The 25101-nt window shown below is 73.0% G+C and carries 22 protein-coding genes; 12 read left to right on the top strand and 10 right to left on the bottom strand.

Annotated elements, in window-relative coordinates:
- Window positions 1-25: 25 nt before the first annotated feature.
- Both OOK31_RS12800 and OOK31_RS12795 read right to left on the bottom strand, forming a co-directional pair.
- Entirely contained in the window at window positions 26-1054 is a 1029-nt protein-coding gene (locus OOK31_RS12800) for a DUF4034 domain-containing protein (RefSeq protein WP_267012569.1), read from the bottom strand.
- A gap of 130 nt (window positions 1055-1184) precedes the next feature.
- The gene (locus tag OOK31_RS12795) at window positions 1185-2303 is read right to left on the bottom strand and encodes a hypothetical protein (RefSeq protein ID WP_267012568.1); all 1119 of its coding nucleotides are present in this window, start codon (window positions 2301-2303) and stop codon (window positions 1185-1187) included.
- Between the two features lie 119 nt (window positions 2304-2422).
- Here OOK31_RS12795 and OOK31_RS12790 point away from each other — a divergent pair, with 119 nt between their 5' ends.
- Entirely contained in the window at window positions 2423-3580 is a 1158-nt protein-coding gene (locus tag OOK31_RS12790; protein ID WP_267012567.1) for a cystathionine gamma-synthase, read from the top strand.
- Window positions 3581-3612: 32 nt separating this feature from the next.
- On the opposite strand, the gene OOK31_RS12785 is transcribed toward OOK31_RS12790, so the two are convergent.
- From OOK31_RS12785 to OOK31_RS12775, 3 genes are all read right to left on the bottom strand, one after another.
- Window positions 3613-3864, bottom strand: coding sequence for a hypothetical protein (locus OOK31_RS12785; protein WP_267012566.1), 252 nt, complete (start codon window positions 3862-3864; stop codon window positions 3613-3615).
- The gene (locus tag OOK31_RS12780; RefSeq protein ID WP_267012565.1) at window positions 3861-4328 is read right to left on the bottom strand and encodes a sigma factor-like helix-turn-helix DNA-binding protein; all 468 of its coding nucleotides are present in this window, start codon (window positions 4326-4328) and stop codon (window positions 3861-3863) included. The genes OOK31_RS12785 and OOK31_RS12780 overlap by 4 nt, the downstream gene beginning before the upstream one ends.
- Window positions 4329-4400: 72 nt before the next feature.
- Window positions 4401-4922, bottom strand: a complete 522-nt coding sequence (locus OOK31_RS12775) for a MarR family winged helix-turn-helix transcriptional regulator (protein WP_267012564.1) — start codon at window positions 4920-4922, stop codon at window positions 4401-4403.
- A 182-nt stretch (window positions 4923-5104) separates the two neighbouring features.
- On the opposite strand from OOK31_RS12775, the gene ilvA reads away from it, so the two are divergent.
- The 3 genes from ilvA to OOK31_RS12760 all read left to right on the top strand — a co-directional run bounded on the left by ilvA (window position 5105) and on the right by OOK31_RS12760 (window position 8316).
- A complete protein-coding gene (gene ilvA, locus OOK31_RS12770; RefSeq protein ID WP_267012563.1) occupies window positions 5105-6337 on the top strand; it encodes a threonine ammonia-lyase in 1233 nt (410 codons plus the stop codon).
- 162 nt (window positions 6338-6499) lie between these two features.
- The gene (locus OOK31_RS12765) at window positions 6500-7468 is read left to right on the top strand and encodes an ATP-binding cassette domain-containing protein (RefSeq protein ID WP_267012562.1); all 969 of its coding nucleotides are present in this window, start codon (window positions 6500-6502) and stop codon (window positions 7466-7468) included.
- Window positions 7465-8316 carry an ABC transporter permease gene (locus OOK31_RS12760; protein WP_267012561.1) on the top strand — a complete coding sequence of 284 codons (852 nt, stop codon included), beginning with the start codon at window positions 7465-7467 and terminating at the stop codon, window positions 8314-8316. Before OOK31_RS12765 ends, OOK31_RS12760 begins: the two co-directional genes overlap by 4 nt.
- A gap of 75 nt (window positions 8317-8391) precedes the next feature.
- Here the strand turns inward: OOK31_RS12760 and greA are convergent, their stop codons facing one another.
- From greA to OOK31_RS12740, 4 genes are all read right to left on the bottom strand, one after another.
- Window positions 8392-8889, bottom strand: coding sequence for a transcription elongation factor GreA (greA, locus tag OOK31_RS12755; RefSeq protein ID WP_267012560.1), 498 nt, complete (start codon window positions 8887-8889; stop codon window positions 8392-8394).
- A 109-nt stretch (window positions 8890-8998) separates the two neighbouring features.
- Window positions 8999-9508 (bottom strand): cupin domain-containing protein, encoded by a 510-nt coding sequence (locus OOK31_RS12750; RefSeq protein ID WP_267012559.1) that lies wholly within the window; start codon window positions 9506-9508, stop codon window positions 8999-9001.
- Between the two features lie 82 nt (window positions 9509-9590).
- Window positions 9591-10742 (bottom strand): hypothetical protein, encoded by a 1152-nt coding sequence (locus tag OOK31_RS12745; protein WP_267012558.1) that lies wholly within the window; start codon window positions 10740-10742, stop codon window positions 9591-9593.
- Between the two features lie 148 nt (window positions 10743-10890).
- Window positions 10891-11304, bottom strand: a complete 414-nt coding sequence (locus OOK31_RS12740) for a DUF4307 domain-containing protein (protein WP_267012557.1) — start codon at window positions 11302-11304, stop codon at window positions 10891-10893.
- A 369-nt stretch (window positions 11305-11673) separates the two neighbouring features.
- Between OOK31_RS12740 and mca the strand changes: the two genes are divergently transcribed.
- A complete protein-coding gene (gene mca / locus OOK31_RS12735; protein WP_267012556.1) occupies window positions 11674-12561 on the top strand; it encodes a mycothiol conjugate amidase Mca in 888 nt (295 codons plus the stop codon).
- A complete protein-coding gene (locus OOK31_RS12730) occupies window positions 12558-12803 on the top strand; it encodes a hypothetical protein (protein WP_267012555.1) in 246 nt (81 codons plus the stop codon). Before mca ends, OOK31_RS12730 begins: the two co-directional genes overlap by 4 nt.
- Before the next feature lie 81 nt (window positions 12804-12884).
- Here the strand turns inward: OOK31_RS12730 and OOK31_RS12725 are convergent, their stop codons facing one another.
- On the bottom strand, window positions 12885-16214 hold the full coding sequence (locus OOK31_RS12725; RefSeq protein WP_267012554.1) for a tetratricopeptide repeat protein: 3330 nt from the start codon (window positions 16212-16214) through the stop codon (window positions 12885-12887).
- Between the two features lie 124 nt (window positions 16215-16338).
- On the opposite strand from OOK31_RS12725, the gene OOK31_RS12720 reads away from it, so the two are divergent.
- The 6 genes from OOK31_RS12720 to OOK31_RS12695 all read left to right on the top strand — a co-directional run bounded on the left by OOK31_RS12720 (window position 16339) and on the right by OOK31_RS12695 (window position 25093).
- Window positions 16339-17028 carry a DUF4344 domain-containing metallopeptidase gene (locus OOK31_RS12720; RefSeq protein ID WP_267012553.1) on the top strand — a complete coding sequence of 230 codons (690 nt, stop codon included), beginning with the start codon at window positions 16339-16341 and terminating at the stop codon, window positions 17026-17028.
- A 91-nt stretch (window positions 17029-17119) separates the two neighbouring features.
- Window positions 17120-18448: a recombinase family protein gene (locus OOK31_RS12715; RefSeq protein WP_267012552.1), complete on the top strand. Its 1329-nt coding sequence runs from the start codon at window positions 17120-17122 to the stop codon at window positions 18446-18448.
- A gap of 48 nt (window positions 18449-18496) precedes the next feature.
- Window positions 18497-20551 (top strand): thioredoxin domain-containing protein, encoded by a 2055-nt coding sequence (locus tag OOK31_RS12710; protein ID WP_267012551.1) that lies wholly within the window; start codon window positions 18497-18499, stop codon window positions 20549-20551.
- Between the two features lie 265 nt (window positions 20552-20816).
- Window positions 20817-22127, top strand: a complete 1311-nt coding sequence (locus OOK31_RS12705; protein WP_267012550.1) for a glycosyltransferase — start codon at window positions 20817-20819, stop codon at window positions 22125-22127.
- A gap of 197 nt (window positions 22128-22324) precedes the next feature.
- A complete protein-coding gene (locus OOK31_RS12700; RefSeq protein WP_267012867.1) occupies window positions 22325-23902 on the top strand; it encodes a glycosyltransferase family 39 protein in 1578 nt (525 codons plus the stop codon).
- A 6-nt stretch (window positions 23903-23908) separates the two neighbouring features.
- Entirely contained in the window at window positions 23909-25093 is a 1185-nt protein-coding gene (locus tag OOK31_RS12695) for a glycosyltransferase family 2 protein (protein ID WP_267012549.1), read from the top strand.
- Window positions 25094-25101 lie beyond the last annotated feature (8 nt).

The raw sequence follows: 25101 nt of genomic DNA, 5'->3' as shown, positions 1-25101 counted from the left end.
GGACGGAGAAGGCGGTACGGGAGGTTCAGCGGTTCTTGCGGGCCCCGTGGGCGGCGCGGCCGCGGGCGAGGTCGAAGGCGACGGCCGGACCGGCCGGATCGTCCCGCCAGGGCGCGGCGCCGCAGTACGGGCCGATCCGCCGGAACTGTTCGAGCGAGGCCTCGTGCAGCCCGGCCTCGAGGAGGCGTCGCGCGAGCCGGTGGCGCAGCGCCGGGAGGTCCTCGTGGCCCGCCGGTACGGTCTCCAGCCGGGCGGCGACGTCCGTGAGGACGGCGCGGCGCTGCGCGGAGCGGGCGCCGCGCAGCGGCATCCGCAGCTCGTCCAGCGCGTGCAGGTAGACCCCGGGCAGGATGCTCCCGGGCGGGGCGCCGGCCACGGTGAGCTCGGCGAAGTCGAGCATCAGCTCCTCGGTGCCGTGCCACTTGGCGCACCAGTACTGCAGGGCCTGCCAGTGCGCGGCGGCGTGGTGCGGGGCGCGGTGCAGGAGGTTGCGCCACAGGTCGGAGAACTGGCTGTGCGTGTACGACATGGCCCGCGCGGCCGTGATCATGACGACCCAGGGGCCCGGGTCCCCGGGGGCCAGGTCGGCGGCGCGCTGCGCGGCGGCCATCGCGGCCGGCAGCTGCGCCTGGAACTGCCGCATGTCCTGCTCGGGCACGTCCCGCGCGTACGCCGCACCGCGCACCGCCCACGCCCGCCTGACCAGCAGGTACGCGTACACCGTGCCGGCGTCCCCGTCGGCGGGCTCCGCGGTGCGCCAGTCGGTGAGCCAGCGGTCGTCGCCCTCGGCGACGTGGATCAGCATCTCCAGGCGGGTCCAGCGCTCGTCCCAGTCGGCCCCGGCCGCGCGGACGTGGGCGGCGACGGTGCGCCACTCGCCCTCGTGGGCGGCCTCGGCGACCCGGCGGCGTTCGGCGCGCCGGGCGGGGTCGGTCTCCGGGCCGGCGGCGCGGGGGTCGAGCCGCTCGCGGGGGACGAGCCCGAAGGCGGCGGGGTCGAAGCGCGTGCGGGCCCAGCGGTTGGCGAGCGCGCGGGCGGGACGGTTGAGGATCACGGGCGGATCATGCGCCCTGAGCGTCACTTACAGCAACTTTATTGGCCAGAGCTTCTGGGGGCGGAACGGGGTGGAACGGGGTGGGGCGGGGTCCAGGACGGCCCCGGCCCCCGCCCCCGCCCCCGCCGCGTCAGCGCGGCAGCGTCGCCGGGGAGCCGCCGTTCGCCTCGTACCCGGCCACGGCCAGCGCCCGGTACACCGCGTACGTCGCCGCCGGTTCCGTGTTCGCCGACCACGGCAGGGCGCCCACGTACCCGTCGACGTGCCGCACCTGCTCGACGGCCTCCGCCCAGCGCTCCATGTTCACCAGGAACGCCAGCAGCATGTGCCGTACGTGCGCCAGCATCGGGTCGTCCGCCCGCGCCTGGTGCACCGCGAACAGGGCGCCCTCCACGGCCCGCGTGACCACGGCGCTCTGCCAGAAGCTGTTGACGAGGTTCACCTCGGGCAGGTGCTCGTGCACCGCGAACAGCGGCAGCGCCGCCAGCAGCGAACCCTGCGGGGCGCGGGCCGCCGCCGCGTGCGCGAAGGCGTCGGCCTTCTCCCGGGAGCCGTGCCACTTCTCGCACCAGTACTGCAGGGCCGCCAGGTGCGCGCCCATGTGCTGCGGGGCCAGGTCCATGACCTTCGCCCACAGTGCGTCGAACTCCGCCTCCGGGTAGTGCAGCGCCCGCGCGATGGCCAGTTCCGTGATGAACGGCACCGGGTCGCCCGGCGCCAGCAGCGCCGCCCTGCGGCAGGACTCCCGCGCCTCCTCCAGCATGATCCGGTGGTCGGCCGAGCCGACCCCGCCCGAGGCCCGCCACGCCTGCTGCACCAGCAGCTCCGCGTGCACCTGGGCGCCGCCCGCGTCCTTCCCCGCCTCCAGCCGCCAGGCCTTCAGCCAGGGCGCGCCCGCCCCGGGCTGCGCCGCCAGCTCCAGCGCCGCCGCCCCGCCGAAGGACTGCACCCGCTGCCAGCGCTGCTCGCCCTCCTTCGGGGTCCCGGCGAGCAGCCCTGACGCCGCCTGCCACTGCCCGCTGCGCTGGACGTTGCCGAGCGCGTCCAGCAGGTCCTGGTCGGGCCCCGGCAGCCGGACGTCGAGCTGCTCCTCGCGGACGAACCCGTAGTTCGCGGGGTCCGCGGCGTCGGGGCTGCCCGGCGCGGCCCGGCGGATGCCGCCGTCGGCGCCGCCCCGCCTGGCCCGTATGTACGAGACGAGCACGGCCGCGAGAATCGCGGACCCCGTCAGGACCACAAGAATTTCCATACCTCCCAGCGAACCAGACGCGGCGGGGGAAAGGCCAATGCACCCCTGGGCCGTCCCTGGTCGCGGGCCCCGTACGGCCAGGAGAGGACCACGGCTCTGACGGGGCATAGCATCGGCCCATGAGCGACGACAGCCACGAGCACCAGAGCTTCGAGACCCGCGCGATCCACGCGGGCAACACGGCGGACCCGCAGACCGGTGCGGTCGTCCCCCCGATCTACCAGGTGTCCACGTACAAGCAGGACGGCGTGGGCGGACTGCGCGGCGGCTACGAGTACAGCCGCAGCGGCAACCCCACGCGCACCGCGCTGGAGGAGAACCTCGCGGCGCTGGAGGGCGGCCGGCGCGGCCTCGCCTTCGCGTCCGGGCTCGCCGCCGAGGACTGCCTGCTGCGCACGCTGCTGTCCCCGGGCGACCACGTGGTCATCCCCAACGACGCCTACGGCGGCACCTTCCGCCTCTTCGCGAAGGTCGTCTCCCGCTGGGGCGTGGAGTGGTCGGTGGCCGACACCTCCGACGCGGCCTCCGTCCGCGCGGCCCTCACCCCGAAGACCAAGCTGATCTGGGTCGAGACCCCCTCGAACCCGCTCCTCGGCATCACCGACATCGCGGTGGTCGCCGACATCGCGCGCACCGCCGGCGCCAAGCTGGTCGTCGACAACACCTTCGCGTCCCCCTACCTCCAGCAGCCCCTGGCGCTCGGCGCCGACGTGGTCGTGCACTCCCTGACCAAGTACATGGGCGGCCACTCCGACGTCGTCGGCGGCGCCCTGGTCACCGCCGACGAGGCGCTCGGCGAGGAGCTGGCCTACCACCAGAACGCGATGGGCGCCGTCGCCGGCCCCTTCGACTCCTGGGTCGTCCTGCGCGGCATCAAGACCCTCGCGGTGCGCATGGACCGGCACGCGGAGAACGCCACGAAGATCGTCGAGGTGCTCAAGCGCCACCCGAAGGTCACCAAGGTCCTCTACCCGGGCCTGCCCGAGCACCCGGGCCACGAGGTCGCCGCCAAGCAGATGCGCAACTTCGGCGGCATGATCTCCTTCCAGGTCGCCGGCGGCGAGGACGAGGCCGTCGCGGTCTGCGGCCGTACGAAGATCTTCACGCTCGCCGAGTCCCTCGGCGGCGTCGAGTCCCTCATCGAGCACCCGGGCCGCATGACCCACGCCTCGGTGGCCGGCTCGGCCCTGGAGGTCCCGGCGGACCTGATCCGCGTCTCCGTCGGCATCGAGAACGCCGACGACCTCATCGCGGACCTCACCCAGGCCCTGGGCTAGAACCCCGCCGCGCCCGGCCCCTGGAGACCGGCCTACCAGCCCTCCAGGGGCGGGGAGACGTCGCTCGGCGGCGTGACCCACGGCTGCGTCAGCACGGCCCACACCGTGAAGGCCACCGCCGCCGCCCACAGCACGCACCAGCCGAAGCGGCGCAGCGCCCGGCGGCGGCGCAGCAGCCGCTTGCCGTGGTGCGCGGCGCTCGCCGCGAGCCCGGCCGGGACCGCCGGGTGCGGACCCTCCAGCAACTGTCTGACCTGGGCTTCCTTACGTCCGTAGGCGCTCATGCGGCACCCCGCGCACCCTCTGCCGGAGCGGAGCCGGGTTCCGGGGCGCGCATCGTGGCCACCGCCCGGTTGCACACGGCCTCGACCCGCTCCGGCGGCAACCCCAGCTGGGCGGCCGTGACCTCCTCGGCGACGCCCTCGTAGATCCGCATGACCAGGACGAGCCGCTCCAGCGGGTTCAGCCGCGCCAGCACCCCCGTACCGGCGGGCAGCCGCCGCGCGCTCCGGGCGTAGGCGGCGCACAGCTCCTGGCGGGTGTGGTCGTACGGGTCGTCCCCGCGCAGCCGCTCCCAGTGCGCGTACGTACGGGCCAGCGCGCCCGCCAGGATCCGGCGGGCGGCGGGCGCCGCCTCGGCGGGCTCGGCCGTCAGCAGGACGGCGACATGCAGCAGCCGCCCCGCCGCACCCGCGACGAAGGCCTCGAATTCCGGGTCGCGCCCCGAACGCCGGTCCACAGCACACATGGTGGGGCCGGTGGCACCACCTGGGTCAAGGGGTCGGACACGGCGGGATCGGCGCGGGAGGGGCCGGGTCGGTCAGGAGGCGGGGCCGCCCTCGGAGGCGGCCGCCATCAGCTCCGACAGCGAGAGGTTGAACCGGGTCAGCAGGGTGGTGAACGCCTCGCGCTCCGGCTCGTCCCAGCCCTCCGTCACCCGGGCCATCAGCTCGCGGCGCGAGGAGCGGACCTCCTCCAGGCGGGCCAGCCCGCGCGGGGACAGGGCGAGGACCACGGCCCGGCCGTCCTCGGGGTGCGAGGTGCGCTTGACCAGGCCGGCGTCGACGAGCGGGGCGACCTGCCGGGTGACGGTGGAGGAGTCGATGCCCATCCCGCCGGCGAGGGCCTTCACACCCATCGGGCCTTCCAGGTCGAGCCGGTTCAGCAGCAGGTAGGCGGCGCGGTCCATCGAGTTGCGGGCCTGGCCGACACCCCCCAGGCGGGTCTGCTCGGCGCGGCGGGCGAAGACGGCCACCTGGTGCTGGAGCGCGTCGAGGAGACCGGATCCGGCGGGCGCTTCGGCCGCTGCGGGCAGGTCGGAACTGGCCGGGATGGAGGGCATGGCCGTGGGCTCTCTTCGCATGGGGCCGACAAGGATGGGGGACAGAGTACGCGGCCGTACGGCGGCACGTACGCCGTGTTTGACAACTGATACGGCCCGTGGCCGGGGCCGCCCCGGGGCTGTCCCGGATGGCGTGATTTCGCCCATGAGCCGTGATCGCCGCAGGCTGCCAGACTGGCCGCATGAACTACCGCGTGCCCACGCCCGTACCGCAGGTCATCCTCGACGACGTGCGGGGGGCCCAGAAGATGCTGTCGGGGGTGTCCCGGGTGACCGCGATGGAGGGCAGCAGGCACCTGACGGCCCTGACCGGCTCTCCGGTCCACCTCAAGTGCGAGAACCTCCAGCGCACCGGCTCCTTCAAGCTGCGCGGGGCCTACGTGCGCATCGCGGGCCTGCGCCCCGAGCAGCGCGCGGCGGGCGTCGTCGCCGCCAGCGCCGGCAACCACGCGCAGGGCGTGGCCCTGGCCTCCTCCCTGCTGGGGGTCCGCTCCACCGTGTTCATGCCGGTCGGGGCCCCGCTGCCCAAGGTGGCCGCGACCCAGGAGTACGGCGCGGAGGTGCGCCTGCACGGGCAGGTCGTCGACGAGACCCTGGCGGCCGCCCAGGAGTACGCCGACCGGACCGGCGCGGTGTTCATCCACCCCTTCGACCACCGCGACATCATCGCCGGGCAGGGCACGGTGGGCCTGGAGATCCTGGAGCAGTGCCCCGAGGTCCGCACGATCCTCGTCGGCATCGGCGGCGGCGGGCTCGCCGCCGGGGTCGCCGTCGCGGTGAAGGCGCTGCGGCCGGACGTACGGGTCGTGGGCGTGCAGGCGGCGGGCGCGGCCGCGTACCCGCCCTCGCTGAAGGTCGGGCACCCGGTGTCGATCGAGAACCCGACGACGATGGCGGACGGCATCAAGGTCGGCCGCCCCGGCGACGTGCCCTTCACGATCATCGCCGAGCTGCTGGACGACGTACGGACGGTGTCGGAGGACGCCCTGTCCTCCGCCCTGCTGCTCTGCCTGGAGCGGGCCAAGCTGGTCGTCGAGCCGGCCGGGTGCAGCCCCGTCGCGGCCCTGCTCAGCGAGCCCGAACTGTACGGCGGCGGCCCGGTGGTCGCCGTCCTGTCCGGCGGGAACGTCGACCCGCTGCTGCTCCAGCGGATCCTGCGGCACGGCATGGCGGCGGCCGGCCGCTACCTGTCGCTGCGGCTGCGCGTCACCGACCGGCCGGGCGCCCTGGCCGGGCTGCTGGGGGTGCTGTCGACGGTCGACGCGAACGTGCAGGACGTCAGCCACGTACGCACCGACCCGCGCCTGGGGCTCACCGAGGTCGAGGTGGAGCTGCACCTGGAGACGAAGGGGCCGGAGCACTGCGCGCAGGTCGCGCGCTCCCTGCACGCCGCGGGCTACCGGGTCATGAGCTGAGGACACCCCACGGGTGACACCCCGGACAAACAAACCCGTGGCGCGACGCGATATGACGCGTTAGGGTGCCGGAGCACCGGGCGCGGCCTGCCCGCCGCACCTAGGATTTGCGGAGGAACATCCCCATTCAGGCGTTTTTCGATTCGCACTGGGAGCATCCTTATGCCAGGCGCCATCTACGCCGAAGGCCTGGTCAAGGCCTTCGGTGACGTACGGGCTCTGGACGGCGTGGACCTCGATGTCCCCGAAGGCACCGTGCTGGGCCTGCTCGGCCCCAACGGCGCCGGAAAGACCACGACAGTCCGCGTCCTGACCACCCTCCTCCAGCCCGACAGCGGCAGGGCCGTCGTCGCCGGGATCGACGTCCTCAAGCACCCCAACGAAGTCCGCCGCTCCATAGGCCTCTCCGGCCAGTTCGCCGCCGTCGACGAGTACCTCACCGGCCGCGAGAACCTCCAGATGGTCGGCCGGCTCTACCAGATGGGCGCCAGGGCGGCCAAGGCCCGCGCCGTCGAACTCCTCGAACGCTTCAACCTCGCCGACGCCGCCGACCGCACCGCCAAGACCTACTCCGGCGGCATGCGCAGGCGCCTCGACCTCGCGGCCGCCCTCGTCGTCCGCCCGCCCGTCATGTTCATGGACGAGCCCACCACCGGCCTCGACCCCCGCAACCGCCAGGCCCTGTGGGACGTCATCGAGGAACTCGTCGCGGGCGGCACCACCCTGCTGCTCACCACCCAGTACCTGGAGGAGGCCGACCGCCTCGCCCACGACATCTGCGTCGTCGACCAGGGCAAGGTCATCGCCCGCGGCACCTCCGACCAGCTCAAGGCCCGTACGGGCGGCGAACGCGTCGAGGTCGTCGTCCACGAACGCGACCACATCCCCACCGCCCGCGCCGTCCTGGCCGGCTTCGGCAAGGGCGAGACCGCCGTCGAGGAGCACACGCGCAAGCTCACCGTCCCGGTGACGGGCGGCGCCAAGCTGCTCGCCGAGGTCATCCGCGAACTGGACGGCCGGGGCATCGAGATCGACGACATCGCCCTGCGCCGCCCCACCCTCGACGACGTGTTCATCTCCCTCACCGGCCACGCCGCCGAGAAGGCCCTGGACGAGGAGGCGGCGAAGTGACCATCACCTCGCAGACCGCGGAACACGCCGCCCCCCGCCCGCGCGGCGGCATCGCCCAGAGCGTCACCGACTCCCTGGTCATCGCCAGGCGCAACCTCATCCGGATGTCCCGGATCCCCGAGATGGTCATCTTCGGGCTGATCCAGCCGATCATGTTCGTCGTGCTGTTCAGCTACGTCTTCGGCGGCTCGATGATGATCGGCGGCTCGACCAGCGCCAGCGACTACCGGAACTTCCTGATGGCCGGCATCTTCGCCCAGACCGTCACCTTCGCCACCGCCGGAGCGGGCGCGGGCATCGCGGACGACATGCACAAGGGCCTGATCGACCGGTTCCGCTCCCTGCCGATGGCCCGCGGCGCCGTCCTCACCGGCCGCACCCTCGCGGACCTCGTACAGACCGCCCTGACCATGGTCGTCCTGGCGATCGTGGCGCTCCTGGTCGGCTGGCGCATCCACGAGGGCGTCCCCAAGGCGCTGGCCGGCTTCGTCCTGCTCCTCCTGCTGGGCTACGCCTTCTCCTGGATCGGGGCGCTGATCGGGCTGTCCGTCCGCACCCCGGAGGCCGCCACCTCGGGCGGGCTGATCTGGCTGTTCCCCGTCACGTTCATCTCCAACGCCTTCGTACCCACCGAGAACATGGCCGGCTGGCTCCAGCCCATCGCGGAGTGGAACCCCTTCAGCGCGACGGTGCAGGCGTGCCGCGAGCTGTTCGGCAACCCGGGGGTGTCCCCGTCGGACGCCTGGCCCATGGAGCACCCGGTGACCGCGTCGGTCCTCTGGTCGCTGCTGATCGTCGTGGTGTTCCGCACCCTGGCCGTGCGCAAGTACCGCTCGGCGACCGTCTGAGCCCGGGAACGCGAGAGCCCCCGCCGGACCGGGTCCGGCGGGGGCTCTCGCGTACGGGTACGCGTACGGGTGGGGTCAGCCGGTGAAGGGCTTCACGGCCAGGATCTTGACCGTGGCCTTCTTGCCGTTCGGCAGCTCGTACTGGGCGTCCTCGCCGATCTTCTTGCCGTTCACGCCGCTGCCCAGCGGGGACTGCGGGGAGTAGGTCTCGAAGTCGGAGGACGCGTACTCGCGGGAGGCCAGCAGGAACTCCAGCGTGTCGTCCTCGTCGCCGTCGAAGGCGATCGTCACCAGGGTGCCGGGGGCGACCACGCCGTCGGACGCGGGCGCGGTGCCGACCTTCGCGTTCTCCAGGAGCTGGGTGAGCTGGCGCACCCGGAGCTCCTGCTTGCCCTGCTCCTCCTTGGCCGCGTGGTAACCGCCGTTCTCACGCAGGTCGCCCTCCTCACGGGCGGCTGCGATCTTCGTCGCGATCTCCGTGCGTGCGGGACCAGAGAGGTAGTCCAGCTCCGCCTTCAGCTGGTCGTACGCCGCCTGGGTCAGCCAGGTGACGCTCTCGCTCGTCTGGGTCACGGGTGCTCCTCGTCGGTACAGGGGACTACAAAGCCGCCAGCGGCGGGCGAAACCACGAGCCTAACAATTCGGGAAGAAAAGGGGGAGGACACCATGTGTATGAAGTGTGTCATTGCGTCCGGGGAGCACGCGCGGAGTCCCAGGGCGCGCTGCTCGCGAAGTACGTGTCGTACACCTCCTGCATGTCCAGCAGGCTCTCCGGCGACACCTCTCCGAGCCGGATCCTTTCCAGATGCCGGAAGTACTCGAACCGCTCCACCCCCGGCGTGATGACCACCAGCATCTCGGCGCTCTCCCCGGGCGCGGCGGCGAAGGCGTGCTGCTGCCCGGGCGGCACGACGACCAGGTCGCCGGCCTCGGCGGTGACCACCTTGTCGCCGGCCAGCAGCTGGGCCGTTCCGTCGATCATGTAGAACATCTCGGCGGACCGGCCGTGGTGGTGCGGGCGGGCGCCGTCGGAGCCCGCCCGCAGGCTCACGCGCATGGTGGACAGGAACCCGCCGCCCGTGGAGCTGTCGGCCAGCAGGCGCAGGGAGGAGTCCGGCCCGTAGTGGATCTCCTCCGCTTCGGCGGCGCGGACGACCACGGAGTCGTCGAAATCCGGGATGAACAGCGACATGTCGGCTCCTGGGGCTCGGATGACGGATCACCCCAGTCGACACCCCCCGGGGCGCGCCGCGCACGCCCCGGGCGGCCGTCTGTCAGCTCGGGCGCTCGAAGTCGGTCAGGACGCAGCCTTCGACCTGTGCCTTCTCCACCCGCGCGCCGGCCGGCGCGGTGAAGCCGGGCTCGCAGTCCAGGCGCAGGAACCGCAGCTTGTAGAGCCCCTGGCGGATGCTCTTGCTGTTGGTCTCCACGGCGATGTTCGTGCCGACCAGCAGCTTGCTCTGGGTGGCCTTCCGCTGCTTCCCCACCTCGGCCAGCTGTGCCGCCTTGGACCTGGCCTGGAGGGTCTTCATGTCGGAGACGGTGTCCAGCCAGTTCAGGTTGTGCGCGCGCCGCTCCCCGCCGAGCTGGCCGCAGATCGCCCGCTGCTTGACGCCCCAGGCGCTCCGGCCGTCGCGGCCGACGACCGGCAAGTAGTCGATCGACTCGACGTGCTCGTCGGTGACCAGCATGTCCGTGCAGTCGACCGGCTGCGGGCTGACGAGCTTGCGCAGCTCTTCGATGCTGCCCGCGCTCGGCAGGCCCGGCCCCTTGACGGGGCTGCCCTTGCCGTCCCGGCTGTTGACGAAGTCGGTCAGGACGCAGCCGTCGACCAGGGCCTTCTCCTTCTTGTAGCCCTCCGGCACGGCGAAGTCCGGGTTGCAGACCAGGACGCGCAGGTCGGACTTGACGAGGGCCAGGGTGGTCCCGGTCTTCGTCGCGGTGAGCGCGAAGCTCTTGCCGACGACGATCTGGTCGTAGAGGCCGGCGTCCCAGTAGCCCTCGGCGAGACGCTGCGCGATGCGGTCCTTATAGGCCTGCTGGTGGGCCTTCATGTCCGAGACCATGTCGAAGACGATCTCGCCGTGCTCGTTCTTGTCCGAGCAGATGCCGCGCTCGGTGACGGACCAGGTTCCGACGGGGATGTACCCGGCGAGGTTCACCCGGCTGTCGTTCGGGTCCGTGCTCAGGTTCTCGCAGGAGGTGTACTTCTGTACGTACGCCTGCGCCTCGGCGAGCGAGGCCGGCGCGGCGCCCTTCCCGGCGGGGGAGGCCTGGGCGGCCGGGGAGGCCTCGGCGGTGGCTCCGGGGGTCGCGGTGGGGGCGGTGGCGGGCGGGCCCGCCTTGGCGGGGTCCTCGCAGGCCGTGGCCAGGGCGGTGAGCGAGGCGAGGGCGGCGGTGGCGGCGAATATCCGCTGGAGTCGCATGGGGTGTCTGGGGTCTTCCGTCGGCTGGACACGGCACGGGGGGATGGCGTGTGCATGCTAGGCGGCGGACGGGGCCGTGATCAAAGACGGCCCGGGGCTGCGGAGCCGGGGCCGGGGCGGCCGGGACGCGGGTGCCCGGGCGGAGGCGTCAGCGGGCGGAGCCCGCCGCCTGGCAGCCGACCAGCTCGATCATCGTGGCGCGGCCGGTGGTCTTCAGGGTGACCATCTCGTCCACCCGCTTCGCGCGCTGGTCGAAGGTGAAGTCCGCGCGGCCCACCTCGCCGTGCTGCTCGTCCTGGGAGCTGAGGGTGCAGACACCGGTGACCGAGGCGTCCTTGCGGACCTCCAGGTGCACCTTGACCTCGGAGGCCGAGACGATCTGGAACTTGATCACCTCGGCGCTGACCGTCTGCCCGCCGACGTAGTCCCAGCCGATCCAGCCGACCACGGCCAGCAGCCCGACCCCGAGCACCGAGCCGACGATCTTGAGCTTCCGGTCCGCACGCTCGTCGGCCGACCGGCCGTAGCGGCCCTCGGGGAGCCCTTCGCGTACCGCGCTCATGATCGTTCCTCTCTGCGGGGGCCGGAAGCCTGTCACTGGAGCATGCCACGGCGCCCCGGCCGGGGAGGAACCGGGCTTCCCGCCCACCGCGCACGTGTCCGGCGCCCCTCCCGCGCCCCTCCCGTGCCCGACCCCTGCCCGTCCCGCGCGCGGTGCGGGCCTCGCGGACCGGTCGGCGGGCGGACGGAGACGGCTGGAGGCCTGGCCGGATCCCGACGGCCGCAGCCCCGCGCGCCGACGTTCCCGCAGCACGTGCCCCCGTACCCGCCGGGCCCGATGCGGGGGCGGGGAATCCCCTTCGTCGTTTGCCGAGGGGAGGGGTCAATATAGAAGCCGACCCGTCGCGCCCGATTCGCAGAGGATCCTGTCTTGACCGAGCAGCTTCGACTGATGGCCGTCCACGCCCACCCCGACGACGAGTCGAGCAAGGGCGCGGCCACCATGGCCAAGTACGTGTCCGAGGGGGTGCCCGTCCTCGTCGTGACCTGCACCGGCGGCGAGCGCGGCTCCGTCCTGAACCCCAAGCTCCAGGGCGACACGTACATCGAGGAGAACATCCACGAGGTGCGCGCCAAGGAGATGGACGAGGCGCGCCAGATCCTCGGCATCGAGCAGGAGTGGCTGGGATACGTCGACTCCGGCCTGCCCGAGGGCGACCCGCTGCCGCCGCTGCCCGAGGGCTGCTTCGCGCTCGCGGACGTCGAGGAGGCCGCCGGCGAGCTGGTGAAGAAGATCCGCGCCTTCAAGCCGCAGGTCATCACCACGTACGACGAGAACGGCGGCTACCCGCACCCCGACCACATCATGACCCACAAGATCACGATGGTGGCCTTCGACGGCGCGGCCGACACCGACAAGTTCCCCGAGGCCGAGTACGGCGCCGCCTACCAGCCGCAGAAGCTCTACTACAACCAGGGCTTCAACAAGCCGCGCACCGTCGCCCTCCACGAGGCGCTCCTCGCCCGCGGCCTGGAATCCCCCTACGGGGAGTGGCTCCAGCGCTGGAAGGAGTTCGAGCGCACCGAGCGGACCCTGACCACGCACGTGCCCTGCGCCGACTTCTTCGAGATCCGCGACAAGGCCCTCATCGCACACGCCACGCAGATCGACCCGGACGGCGGCTGGTTCCGCGTCCCGATGGAGGTCCAGAAGGAGGTCTGGCCCACGGAGGAGTACGAGCTCGCGAAGTCGCACGTCGACACTTCCCTCCCCGAGTCCGACCTCTTCGCGGGCATCCGGGAGAATGCTTCGCTATGAGCGCTACGCAGGCAGCAATCACCCAGTACCTTCCGCTGGCCGCCGACACCTTCGACAAGAACAAGGTGACCCCGGGAATCCTGGGCTTCATCGTGTTCGCCGCCCTCGCCCTGGGCGTGTGGGGCCTGATGAAGTCGATGAGCCGGCACATGGGCCGGGTGAACTTCCAGGAGGCCCCCGAGCCGGGCGCCCCGGCCGCGGCCGCCGCCGCTCCGGCGGGCGACGGCAACCGGGCCCCGTAGGACCGACCGGCACGGCTCCGCAGGGTCCGCCCCGTCGGGGGCCCTGCGGGCGGGCGGCCCGCCCCGCGCCGGGGCGGACCGTCAGGCCTGGGGGACCGGGACGCCCATGATCTCCTGCGAGTGCAGGTTCGGCATCAGGCCCAGGCGCCACGCCTGCCAGCCCTCCGCCGGATCCACCCCGCGCCCCAGGACCACCGCGTACGTCTCCAGGCAGTCCTCCAGCCGACCGTCCCGCAACGGGTGCGCGGCCGCCGCCAGCCCGGACAGCCCGGCCCGTGCCTCCTCCACGGCCGCGGCCGGGTCCCACGCGCCCGCCCCGCCCGCCCCGCCCGCCGGGGCCGCGTACGGCAGCAGCGTGCACCGCAGGAACCGCGCCCAGTCCTCACCGCGCCGGTCCCGGTACGAGCCGAACAGCCGCGCCGCGTCCTCGCACAGACCCACCGCCTGGGCCACCCGGCCGTTGCCCGCGTCCACCACCGCCAGCTCCAGGCAGGTCCACGCCTCCCCGTGCGCCAGCCCGATGCGCCGGAAGTCCGCCCGCGCGTCCACCAGCAGCTGCCGGGCGAACCCCGAGTTCTTCAGGTTGCCCGTCTGCGCCGCCCGCAGGTCACGGGTGACCCGGCCCGAGTGGTAGCGGGCGTGCGCCAGCCCGTACACGTCCCGCATCCGCGAGAACATCGTCCGGGACCGCTCCAGCTCCCGCACCGCCTTGTCGCGCTCGCCGCCCTCCTCGAACGCCTGCCCCAGGTAGTACAGGGTCCACGCCTCGCCGCGCGCGTCCTCCGCCAGCCGGTGCCGGGCCAGCGCCTCCCGCAGCCGCTCCAGCGCCGGACCCGGATCCCCGTCCACCACCCGGGCCCGGCCCAGCTGGGTCAGCGCCCACGCCTCGCCCCGGTCGTCGCGCGTGCGCCCGTACAGCTCCAGCGCCCGGCGCAGCTCCGCCTCCGCCCTCGGCACCTCGCCCGTACGCAGGTACACCTGCCCCAGCTGGAAGTGCGCCCACGCCTCGCCGTGCACGCTCTCGCTCTCCCGGTGCAGGGCGAGGGACTGCTCCAGCAGCGCCATCGCCTCCGCCAGGTGCGCCCGGTCGCGCTCCACCGCCGCCAGCGCGTGCAGCCCCCAGGCCCGGTCGCCCGCCAGCTCCTGAGGCTCCTGGAGCACCAGCGCCTCCCGGATCCGGGCCGCCGCCTCCGGCAGGTTGCCCTGGTGGTGCAAGGTGATGCCGAGCGAGATCAGCGCCATGCCCGCGCCCGCGTCCTGCTCCGCCTCCCGGTACTGGTCGACCACCGACGCCAGCGTCGTACGGGCCTTGTCCAGCTCGCCCAGCTGCCGGGCCGCGATCCCCGTACGCCACTGCACCGAACGGTTCAGTCTGCCCTGGTCCACGGCCCGCGCCAGCTCGTTGATCTCACCCAGCCGGTACAGGTCCCCGCGCAGCAGACAGAAGTCGCACAGCGCGCCCAGCAGGTCCAGCACCGCCTGCTGGTCCACCCCCTCCGAATGCCGCAGCGCCGCCGTGATGAAGCTCGACTCGTCGTCCAGCCAGCGCAGCGCCGCGTCCAGGGAGGCGAAACCGTGCCCCCCGAACTGGCCCGCCCGCGTCGACATCTTCCCGTCGACCATCCGGATCACCGAGTCCGCGAGCTTCGCGTAGTCCCGGATCAGCCGCTCGTGGGCCGCCGCCGCCTCCGCCCGGTCCTCGTCCGCCGCCAGCCGCGCCGCCGCGTACGCGCGCACCGCGTCGTGCATCCGGTACCGCTCCCCGCGTACGAGGTCCAGCAGGCCCGCCCGCTCCAGGTCCCCCAGCAGCCGCCCCGCCTCCACCCGGTCCGCGCCCGCCAGCGCCGCCGCCGCGGCCGCCCCCAGCGAAGCCCGGCCCGCCAGCGTCAGGCGCCGCAGCAGCCGGCGCCGCTCCTCGGGCAGCCGTGCGTACGCCAGGTCCAGGGCGTGCTCCAGCGCACCGTCGCCGCCGCCCCCGCCGTCCGACGCCCGCGCCGAACCCAGCGGCGCCAGCACCCGCAGCGCCAGCGGCAGCCCTGCACCCAGCTCCAGCAGCCCCGCCTCCGCCCCGGCCCCCGGCGCCGCCTCACCCGCCGCCCGCGCCCCGGACCGCAGCACCTCCGCCGCCTCCGGCTCCGCCAGCCGCACCACCGGCAGCTGGTGCACCCACGCCCCCAGGTCCGCGGGCAGCTCCAGCGGCTCCCGCGCCGTGACCAGCACCAGACTCTCGGACCGCTCCGGCACCAGCAGCCGCACCTGCTCCGGGTCCACCGCGTCGTCCAGCACCACCGTCACCGGCAGCCCCTGGAGGTGCTGGTGGTACAGCTCCCCGAGCCGGCGCACCTGCTGCTCCGCCGACGCCCCCTCACGGAACAGCAGCTGCTCGCGCGGCGCGCCCAGCCGGTTCAGCAGGTGCAGCAACGCCTCCCGGGTCGACAACGGAGCCTCCCCCGGAGCCGTCCCACCCCGCAGGTCCACCACGCACGCCCCGCGGAACTGGTCCCGCAGCGCCTGCGCCGCCCGCAGCGCCAGCGCCGTACGCCCCACCCCCGGCTCACCGTGCAGCACCACGACCACCGGCCGGGTCTCCGTACTGGCCCGCGCCGCCTGCACCCACTGGGCGATCCGCGTCAGCTCCGCACGCCGCCCCGAGAACAGCGCCCCCGAGTCCGGGAGCTGCCCGAACGACTGCTCCAGCACGCTGCGCCGCCGGGCCTCCGCGCTGCGGTCGCCCCCGCGCAGCGGCGGCCCCCCGCCAGGGCCACCCTTGCCGCGCCCGGCCCCGTTGACCCCGCCGCCCGCACCCGCGTCCACACCGTTCACGCCGTTCACGCCGTTCACCCCGGCCGTCCGGCCGCGCGCGGGGACGCGTACCGCCGTCGCCACCAGCCGCTGCTGCTCCAGGAACGGCCGTATCCCCCGCACCTCCAGCGCCGTCAGCCACTGCAACCTCAGCTGCTCCGCCCCGCCCGGGCGGCCCGCGGCCCCGGCGCGCCGGTTCGCCGCCGGCAGGTGCAGGGCCGTCACCTTCGCCACCGTGGTGGCCGCCCCCGCGACGCCCACGACGATGCCCGTACCGACCGCCGTCCCCGCCGCCACACCGAACGCCAGGTCCGCCCCCGCCGCCGCGACGGCCGCGACCGCCGTCACCAGCAGCGCCGTCGAACTGTTGCCCCGCCGGAACGCCTCACCGAGCGACTGCTCCCCGGCCGCCGCCTCGTCCAGGGCCGCCACGTACGCCGCGTACTCCTCCTCCGCCGCCGAGGCCAGCCCGTCCAGGGCCTCCAGGCCGCGCGCCAGCAGCGCCTCCCCGTCGACGGCGCCGGCCCCCGCCGCCGCCCCTCTGCGGGCCTGCTCCTCGACCGCCCGGGCCAGCAGACGCTCGGCCTCGACACGATGGCTGTCCCGCATCGGTTCCTCCTCGGAGAGCTCCGTGCAACGTGCGCCAAGTGTCCTGCGGGACAGACGCCCGCGCGAGGGAATCTGAGCTAGTTCAGAGGGAGTTGCCGCAGAAGCGGTCACATAGGGTGGCCCGGTGAACAGCAGCCGGTGGATCCGCGGACTCTGCGCGCTGACCCTGTCGCTCGCGGCGACCACCGCCTGCCAACACCAGCCGCCCGCACCGGGCTTCGCGGTCGCCTACGAACCCCCTTCGCCCGCCGACACCGCCAACTCCCGCTTCCTGAAGGACCGTTCCCTCCCCGAATCCGCCGCAGCCGACCTCAACGCCTACCTCCGCCTCCCGCACCGGGTCACGATCACCGCCCGCTCCTGCGCCGGCGACGGCAGCGGCTACGACCCGGACACCCACCGCATCGAGCTCTGCTACGACGAACTCACCGAACAGCGCGAGCTGTTCACCCGCGCCGCCGAGCCCCTCACCGACGACCAGCTCGCCGCCCTCGTCCGCGAGACCCTCCACCACGAGGCCGGCCACGCCCTCGCCGACGCCCTGGACCTCCCCCTCGCCTCACCCCGCGCCGAGGAGGACGCCGCCGACGGCTTCGCCCAGCACATGCTCCTGCGCACCGGCCCCGACGGCCGCGCCGCCCTCCTCACCGCCGCCCACGCCTACGACCTCACCGCCGCCGAGGAACCCCCCGACCCCACGGACGAACACGCCCCACCCGCAGCCCGCGCCCACTCCCACCGCTGCGCCGCCCACACCACCACCCCCTGCCCCCCAACCCCCTGGCCCGAAGCCCTGACCCCGCTCCTCCGCTGATCCCCCCGCGTCCCGTCAGCCCGGGCGTAACCCGACTGCTGGTTCGTCTGTTGAAGCGAGCATCGGACGAACTCTCGAAGGGGAAAGCGGCATGTCACGCATCGCCGAGGACGGCCTCATACCGGTCGCCTCGTACGCACGCACCTCGCAGGACTCGCGGCAGCAGGACGCACGCGGGGTGCGGCATCAGCACCGCATCAACGAACGCACCGCCCGTGAGCACGGCTGCGTCGTCGTCGCCACCTACACGGACAACGCCCGCAACGCCACGAGGGACGACCGTGAACGCCCCGGCTTCGACCACCTGCTCGCTGACCTCCACCGAGGACACGCCTTCGCCGCCGGCCCACTGCGTGGAGTCGTCGCCGTCGCGGACGACCGGCTCTACCGCAGGCCGGAGGACTTCATCCGGTTCATGGCGGCACTGACTTCGGAGCCCGGCCGCGTGTACGTCGGCCGGGACGGCCTGCGTGATCCGTACAGCAAGGCCGGCCTCCTGCAAGGTGCCGAATCCCTCCAGGGGGCCGTCGCCGAAGGGGAGATGCGTAGCCGGCGGGTCCAGGACTGGCACTGGTCGCGGGCCATGGACGGGCTGCCGCACAGTGGGCCGAGGCCTTTCGGGTGGCTGGAGGACCGGCAGACGCTGCATCCGATGGAGTCGGAGCTCGTACGCAAGGCGATCGAGGCGCGTCTCGCCGGTGGTTCCATGGGTCAGGTCGCGCGAGAGTGGGCCGCCCTGGGCGTCACGGGTACGCGCGGGGGGCGCCCCAATCCGCAGACGGTCACGCAGATCATCACCGCTCCGCGGGTGTGCGGCTTCCGCGCCAACCGGGGCGAGCTGCTGATCGACCCGAGGACGGAGAGGCCCCTTGTCGGGGTATGGCAGGCCATCGTCCCCCCTGAGCAGTGGACGGCTGTCTGTGCGACGTTCTCGGCCGGGAGCCTCTTCATGCACCGGGGCCCTCTCGGCCCGCGACTGACGGACCGAAAGACCGGACCGAAGTATCTCGCCAGCGGATTCCTGCGCTGTGGGGCGCGGCTCGCGGGCGGCGCCGGTTGCGATCAGTTCATGGGGGGCAGTAAGAGTGCCCGCAGCCGCAAGAGCCCTTACAACTACATCTGCGTCTCGGGCCGCGGCTGTGGGCGATGCGCCATCAGCGGTCCTCTCGTGGAGGAGGCCATCGAGAGGCTGCTCTTCCCCGGGGGCAGGCACGGCCGGTTCCGGCTGCCGGAGCCGATGAGGCTGCGGTGGCAGTCGGGTGGGATGGGGTTCGAGGAGAAGCGGAAGGTGATCGCTTCGGTCTTCACCCACCTCGTGATCAAACCGGGGAAGAAGGGCTTCAGCGGCTGGGACCACTCCCGCGTGGTTCCGGTGTGGAAATGGGCCGATCGCCTCAAGGCCGCCGAACCGGCGGCCTGACGGCCGGGTAACGAGGTGCACGCCGGGCGGTGCGGCAGGATGAACCTCATGCCGAACCGCCTCGCGAACGAGACCTCACCGTATCTGCTCCAGCATGCCGACAACCCGGTCGACTGGTGGCCCTGGTCCCCGGAGGCGTTCGCGGAAGCGCGTGAGCGGGGTGTGCCGATCCTATTGAGTGTAGGTTACAGCAGTTGTCATTGGTGTCATGTACTCGCGATCGAGTCCTTCGAGGACGAGCTGACCGCCGCCTACATGAACGAACACTTCGTCAACATCAAGGTCGACCGCGAAGAGCGGCCCGACATCGACGCCGTCTACATGGAAGCCGTGCAGGCCGCCACCGGGCAGGGCGGGTGGCCCATGACCGTGTTCCTGACCGGGGATGCCGAGCCCTTCTACTTCGGGACCTACTTCCCGCCCGAGCCCCGGCACGGGATGCCCTCCTTCATGCAGGTGCTCGAAGGCGTGCGGACCGCCTGGGTCGGGCGGCCCGAGGAGGTCGCCGAGGTCGCCCAGCGGATCGTACGGGACCTGGCCGGGCGGCAGTTGGACTACGGGAAGGCCGGCGTGCCCGGCTCCGAGGAGCTGGCCGGGGCGCTGCTCGGGCTGACGCGGGAGTACGACGCCACGCGCGGCGGCTTCGGCGGGGCGCCGAAGTTCCCGCCGTCCATGGTGCTGGAGTTCCTGCTGCGCCACCATGCCCGGACCGGCTCCGAGGGCGCATTGCAAATGGCCGCCGATACGTGCGAGGCCATGGCCCGGGGCGGGATCTACGACCAGCTCGGCGGCGGGTTCGCGCGGTACTCCGTGGACCGGGAGTGGGTCGTGCCGCACTTCGAGAAGATGCTCTACGACAACGCCCTGCTCTGCCGGGTCTACGCGCACCTGTGGCGGGCCACCGGCTCCGATCTGGCCCGGCGCGTGGCGCTGGAGACCGCCGACTTCATGGTGCGGGAACTGCGCACCGAGCAGGGCGGCTTCGCGTCCGCCCTGGACGCCGACAGTGAGGAGCCGCTCAGCGGCAGGCACGTCGAGGGGGCGTACTACGCCTGGACGCCCGCGCAGCTCGCCGAGGTGCTGGGGGAGCGGGACGGGGAGCTGGCGCAGGCGTACTTCGGGGTGACCGAGGAGGGGACCTTCGAGCACGGCAAGTCCGTGCTCCAGCTGCCCCAGGACGGTCCCGCCCTCGACGCCGGGCAGCTCGCCGGGATCAAGGAGCGGCTGCTGGCCGCCCGCGCCGAGCGCCCCGCGCCCGGCCGGGACGACAAGGTCGTGGCCGCCTGGAACGGTCTGGCCATCGCGGCGCTCGCCGAGTGCGGGGCCTACTTCGAGCGGCCCGACCTGGTCGAGCGGGCCACGGAGGCGGCGGACCTCCTCGTACGGGTCCACATGGACGGATCGGCCCGCCTCGCCCGCACCAGCCGCGACGGCCGTGTCGGCCCCAACGCCGGGGTGCTGGAGGACTACGGCGACGTCGCCGAGGGCTTCCTGACGCTGGCCTCCGTCACCGGTGAGGGGGTCTGGCTGGAGTTCGCCGGCTTCCTCGTCGACCTGGTCATGGCCCGCTTCACCGCCGAGGACGGCTCCCTCTACGACACCGCGCACGACGCCGAGCAGCTCATCAGGCGCCCCCAGGACCCCACCGACACGGCGGCGCCCTCGGGCTGGACGGCCGCCGCCGGGGCGCTGCTGTCGTACGCCGCGCACACCGGCTCGGAGCCGCACCGCACCGCCGCCGAGCGGGCGCTCGGGGTGGTGCACGCGCTCGGGCCGCGCGCCCCGCGCTTCATCGGGCACGGGCTGTCGGTCGCGGAGGCCCTCGTGGACGGGCCGCGCGAGGTGGCCGTCGTGGGGCACCCGGACGATCCGGCGCGGGCGGCGCTGCACCGGACGGCGTTGCTGGGGACGGCTCCCGGGGCGGTCGTGGCGGTGGGACTGCCGCGTTTGGCGGACGGCAGCGGCGGGGAGTTCCCCCTCCTGGCCGAGCGCACACTCGTTCGCGACCTTCCGACGGCGTATGTCTGCCGCCATTTCGTCTGCGCGCGGCCTACGACAGAACTGGTCGAGCTCGCCGATCAGTTGGGGGCGCTTCGTCCCTGAAAGTACCGGAGTACCGTCAATTCCGGTTGTCGTACATCAACTCGGAAACGTGGTTTTTATCCGGGTGGCGCCTCATCTTCATGTTCCCTGCCTAGGCTCAAGTCTTCGGAAGTAGGAGCGGCTTCGGGAGTAGGGGCTGCTTCGGGAGCAGGAGCAGCCGAGTCGGCGCACTGGGGGGTGCGTGCAAGGGGGAAGCGGAGGCGGCGGGCCGGGGGGCCCGTCCTCGCCTCCGGGGGGTTTTCCGATCGCCGCCTGGGGTTGCGGCATGTCTGTGGGGGACGGTTTGTTCACATCCGTGTTCATTTCTGCCATTTCGCTTGCGCTCTTCGCGGTGGCCGCCTTCACCTTGTGGTGGCAGATGCACGCGTGGCGCACACCCGAGACGCTCGCCTCGACCCGCTTCGACCGCCCCGACGGCGGCGGCAGGCTGGCGTTCTCGCTCCTGCTCCCCGCCCGGCACGAGCAGGCGGTGCTCCAGCACACCATCGACCGGCTGCTCGAATCGAGCCACCGCGACTACGAGATCATCGTGATCGTCGGCCACGACGACCCCGAGACCGCCGCCGTCGCCGAACGGGCCGCCGCCGGGGCCCCGGACCGCGTCCGCGTGGTCGTCGACCACCACGAGACGAAGAACAAGCCGAAGGCCCTCAACACCGCCCTCCCGCACTGCCGGGGCGACATAGTCGGGGTCTTCGACGCCGAGGACCAGGTCCACCCCGAGCTGCTCTCCCACGTCGACCACGCCTTCCGCGCGACCGAGGCGGACGTGGTCCAGGGCGGGGTGCAGCTCATCAACTTCCACTCCAGCTGGTACAGCCTGCGCAACTGCCTGGAGTACTTCTTCTGGTTCCGCTCCCGCCTCCACCTGCACGCCGAGAAGGGGTTCATACCGCTCGGCGGCAACACCGTCTTCGTCCGCACCGAGGTGCTGCGCGAGGCCGGCGGCTGGGACGCGAACTGCCTCGCCGAGGACTGCGACCTGGGCGTACGGCTCTCCTCGGTCGGCAAGAAGGTGGTCGTCGCCTACGACTCCGACATGGTGACCCGCGAGGAGACCCCGGGCTCGCTGATGAGCCTGCTCAAGCAGCGCACCCGCTGGAACCAGGGCTTCCTCCAGGTCTACCGGAAGAAGGACTGGCGTCAGCTGCCCGGCCGGGGCCAGCGCTGGCTGGCCCGCTACACGCTGATGACGCCCTTCATGCAGGCCGCCTCCGGGGTGATCATCCCGGTCAACTTCGCCGTGGCCGTCTTCCTCGACGTCCCGGTCGGCATCGCGATCATCACCTTCCTGCCCATGATCACGGCGATGGTGACCTTCGTCTTCGAGATCGTCGGGCTGCACGACTTCGGCCGCCAGTACGGGCTGCGCGTGCGCTTCGTGCACTACCTCAAGCTCGTCGTCGGCGGCCCGTTCTACCAGGTCATGCTGGCCGGCGCCGCGATCCGCGCGGTCTGGCGCGAGCAGCGCGGCCGCAACGAGTGGGAACTGACCAGCCACACCGGCGCCCACCTCACCGGGGCGACGACCTCCTCCAGCACGTCCACCGCGATCCGAGAGGACAGCCACCAGTGACCGCCACCCTGCCCACGGCCACTGATCCCCAGCCGGGCGCGACCGCCACCGCGACCGACACCGCGACCGCCGCCTCCACCGCAACCGACACCGCGACCGCCGCCCCGCCCGCCGGCGCGCAGCTCCTGCCCGTCCGGCCCCTGCCCGGCGACGGCTCCGCCGGCCCCGGCGGCCACGGCGCCCCCGGCGGCCTCGGCGTGCGCCCGCCCGCCCCGGCCCGCCCGCTCGTGCGCTTCCGCTCCTCGCGCCCCGACCTGCTGCTGTGCGGGGTCCTGCTCCTGGTCATCGTCCTCGTCCAGGGCTGGAACATCACCAACTTCCCGACCCTGAGCGACGACGAGGGCACCTACCTCGCCCAGGCCTGGGCCGTCCAGCAGGGCGACGGCCTCGCCCACTACACCTACTGGTACGACCATCCGCCGCTCGGCTGGATCCAGGTCGCGGCCCTGACGTACCTGCCGTCCCTGCTGGTGCCCGACTGGATGACGGTCGCGCCGATGCGGTTCTCGATGCTCGCCGTGTCCGCCGCCAGCTCCGTACTGATCTACGTCCTCGCGCGCCGGCTCTGGCTGCCGCGCTGGGCGGCCGGACTCGCGATGGGCCTCTTCGGGCTCTCCCCGCTCTCCGTCGTCCTCCAGCGGGAGATCTTCCTCGACAACCTCGCCGTGATGTGGATGCTGCTGGCGTTCTGCCTCGCCGCGTCCCCCTCCCGCCACCTGTGGCACCACTTCGGTTCGGGACTGGCGGCCGCCACCGCCGTCCTGACCAAGGAGACGATGCTGGTGGTGCTCCCGGCGCTGCTGGTGACGATGTGGCGCCACAGCCACCGCGACACCCGCAAGTTCGCCGTCACCGGAGCCATTACCGCCTGCGCCCTGATAGGGCTCGCCTACCCGCTGTTCGCCCTGCTCAACGGCGAGCTGCTGCCCGGCGCCGGGCACGTCTCCCTGATCGACGGCATCACCTACCAGATGGGCCGCCCCGGCTCCGGCTTCATCCTCGACCCCGGCTCCGGCTCGCACGGCGTCTTCCAGTCGTGGCTGTACTACGACACCGTCCTGCCGCTGGGCGGCCTGGCCGGCGCCGTGCTGCTGCTGGCCACCGTCCGCTGGTCGGTGACCGCCCGCGCGCTCGCCGGACCGGCCCTCGCCGCCGTGATCCTGGCGCTCGTCGCGATGCGGCCCTCCGGGTACCTCCCCGCCATGTACGTGATCCAGGCCCTGCCCTTCCTGGCCCTGGTCCTCGCCGCCGCCGCGGCCAGCGTCACGCACGCCGTCCTGCGCCGCCGCCGCGCGGCGGGGGAGCGCCGGGCGCTGGTGTACGCGCGCTGGGCGCTGGTCGGCGTACTCGCCGTGTCGGCCGCCGCGTACGTCCTGCCGCGCTGGTACGAGGGCAACCGCACCGCCCTCACCGTCGATGCCAACGCCCCCTACCGGCAGGCCGCCGACTGGCTCGGCAGCGAGGTCGCCGACCCGGCGAACACCCGCGTCCTCGTCGACGACGCGCTCTGGCTCGACGCTGTTCACCGCGGTTTTGCACCCGGGATGGGCGCCATCTGGTTCTACAAGGCGGACCTCGACCCGGCCGTCACCAAGACCCTGCCGCGCGGCTGGCGGGACATCGACTACGTCGTCTCCTCTCCCACCGTGCGTCGTGATGCGGCGGACCTGCCCAACGTGAAGGCTGCACTGGAGCATTCGACGGTGGTGGCCGTCTTCGGTACGGGCGACGACCGGATCGAGATCCGCCGCACCGACCGCGAGAGTGGGAGCTGAACCACCATGAGCGAGGACCTGTGGCCCCCGCACGCCCTGGATGATCCGGAAGCCGCTGCTCCGGCAGAGGCCGCGTCCGGCAGCGTCACCCTGATCATCCCGACCTTCAACGAGGCGGCCAACGTGGGGGAGTTGCTGAGCCGCCTCTCCGCCGCCCTCCCCGCCCACCTCCCCTGCGAGGTGCTCTTCGTCGACGACTCCACCGACGACACCCCGGCCCTGATCGAGAAGGCCGGCCCCGACTGCCCCTTCCCGGTGGCCGTCCTGCACCGCGCCGAGGCCACCGGCGGCCTCGGCGGGGCCGTCGTCGAGGGCATCGCGCGGGCCGGCTCCGACTGGATCGTCGTCATGGACGCCGACCTCCAGCACCCCCCGCACCTGGTCCCCGAACTCGTCGGCGAGGGCGAACGCACCGGGGCCGACCTCGTCGTCGCCTCCCGCTACATCGCGGGCGGCAGCCGGGCCGGCCTCGCCGGCGGCTACCGCGTCGCCGTCTCCCGGGGCGCGACCTGGCTGGCCAAGGGGCTCTTCCCGCGCGCCCTGCGCGGCATCAGCGACCCCATGAGCGGCTTCTTCGCGATGCGCCGCTCCGCCGTCACCGCCGACGCCCTCAAACCCCTCGGCTACAAGATCCTGCTGGAGCTGGCCGTCCGCTGCCGCCCCGCGAAGACCGCCGAGGTCCCCTTCGTCTTCCAGGACCGCTTCGCCGGCGAGTCCAAGTCCACCGCCCGCGAGGGCCTGCGCTTCCTCGCGCACCTGGCCGCCCTGCGCTCCGCGACCCCCCTCGCCCGCATGATCGGCTTCGGCCTGATCGGGCTCTCCGGCTTCGTCCCCAACCTGGCCGCGCTCTGGCTGCTCACCCACGCCGGGACGCAGTACCTCGCCGCCGAGGTCATCGCCAACCAGGCCGGGGTCCTGTGGAACTTCCTCCTCATCGAGACCCTCCTCTTCCGCGACCGCCGCCGCCACCGCCACTGGGCGGACCGCATCGGCCGCTTCGCGCTCCTCGCCAACGCCGACCTGCTCCTGCGCATCCCGCTCATCGCGCTGTTCGTCGGCAGATTCGGCATGGACGTCCTGCCCGCGACGGCGCTCGCGCTGGTCACCACCTTCGTCCTGCGCTTCGCCGCCACCGAAGCCCTCGTCTACCTGCCGCGCGGGCCACGTGCGGCGACCGTCACCAGGAGTTGAGCCGCACC

It is taken from the genome of Streptomyces sp. NBC_00249 (assembly GCF_026342355.1).
Classification (GTDB): domain Bacteria; phylum Actinomycetota; class Actinomycetes; order Streptomycetales; family Streptomycetaceae; genus Streptomyces.
Note: the sequence above shows the minus strand (reverse complement) of the source record. Positions and strands in the feature narration are given on the sequence as shown.

Coding starts and splice junctions, on each gene's coding strand:
- OOK31_RS12785 (WP_267012566.1), bottom strand. CDS start 3,864: ATGAGCGCCTACGGACGTAAGGAAGCCCAGGTCAGACAGTTGCTGGAG.
- OOK31_RS12750 (WP_267012559.1), bottom strand. CDS start 9,508: ATGTCGCTGTTCATCCCGGATTTCGACGACTCCGTGGTCGTCCGCGCC.
- OOK31_RS12765 (WP_267012562.1), top strand. CDS start 6,500: ATGCCAGGCGCCATCTACGCCGAAGGCCTGGTCAAGGCCTTCGGTGAC.
- OOK31_RS12790 (WP_267012567.1), top strand. CDS start 2,423: ATGAGCGACGACAGCCACGAGCACCAGAGCTTCGAGACCCGCGCGATC.
- OOK31_RS12745 (WP_267012558.1), bottom strand. CDS start 10,742: ATGCGACTCCAGCGGATATTCGCCGCCACCGCCGCCCTCGCCTCGCTC.
- OOK31_RS12705 (WP_267012550.1), top strand. CDS start 20,817: ATGTCTGTGGGGGACGGTTTGTTCACATCCGTGTTCATTTCTGCCATT.
- OOK31_RS12695 (WP_267012549.1), top strand. CDS start 23,909: ATGAGCGAGGACCTGTGGCCCCCGCACGCCCTGGATGATCCGGAAGCC.
- OOK31_RS12795 (WP_267012568.1), bottom strand. CDS start 2,303: ATGGAAATTCTTGTGGTCCTGACGGGGTCCGCGATTCTCGCGGCCGTG.
- OOK31_RS12710 (WP_267012551.1), top strand. CDS start 18,497: ATGCCGAACCGCCTCGCGAACGAGACCTCACCGTATCTGCTCCAGCAT.
- OOK31_RS12775 (WP_267012564.1), bottom strand. CDS start 4,922: ATGCCCTCCATCCCGGCCAGTTCCGACCTGCCCGCAGCGGCCGAAGCG.
- OOK31_RS12725 (WP_267012554.1), bottom strand. CDS start 16,214: ATGCGGGACAGCCATCGTGTCGAGGCCGAGCGTCTGCTGGCCCGGGCG.
- OOK31_RS12715 (WP_267012552.1), top strand. CDS start 17,120: ATGTCACGCATCGCCGAGGACGGCCTCATACCGGTCGCCTCGTACGCA.
- OOK31_RS12730 (WP_267012555.1), top strand. CDS start 12,558: ATGAGCGCTACGCAGGCAGCAATCACCCAGTACCTTCCGCTGGCCGCC.
- OOK31_RS12780 (WP_267012565.1), bottom strand. CDS start 4,328: ATGTGTGCTGTGGACCGGCGTTCGGGGCGCGACCCGGAATTCGAGGCC.
- ilvA (WP_267012563.1), top strand. CDS start 5,105: ATGAACTACCGCGTGCCCACGCCCGTACCGCAGGTCATCCTCGACGAC.
- OOK31_RS12740 (WP_267012557.1), bottom strand. CDS start 11,304: ATGAGCGCGGTACGCGAAGGGCTCCCCGAGGGCCGCTACGGCCGGTCG.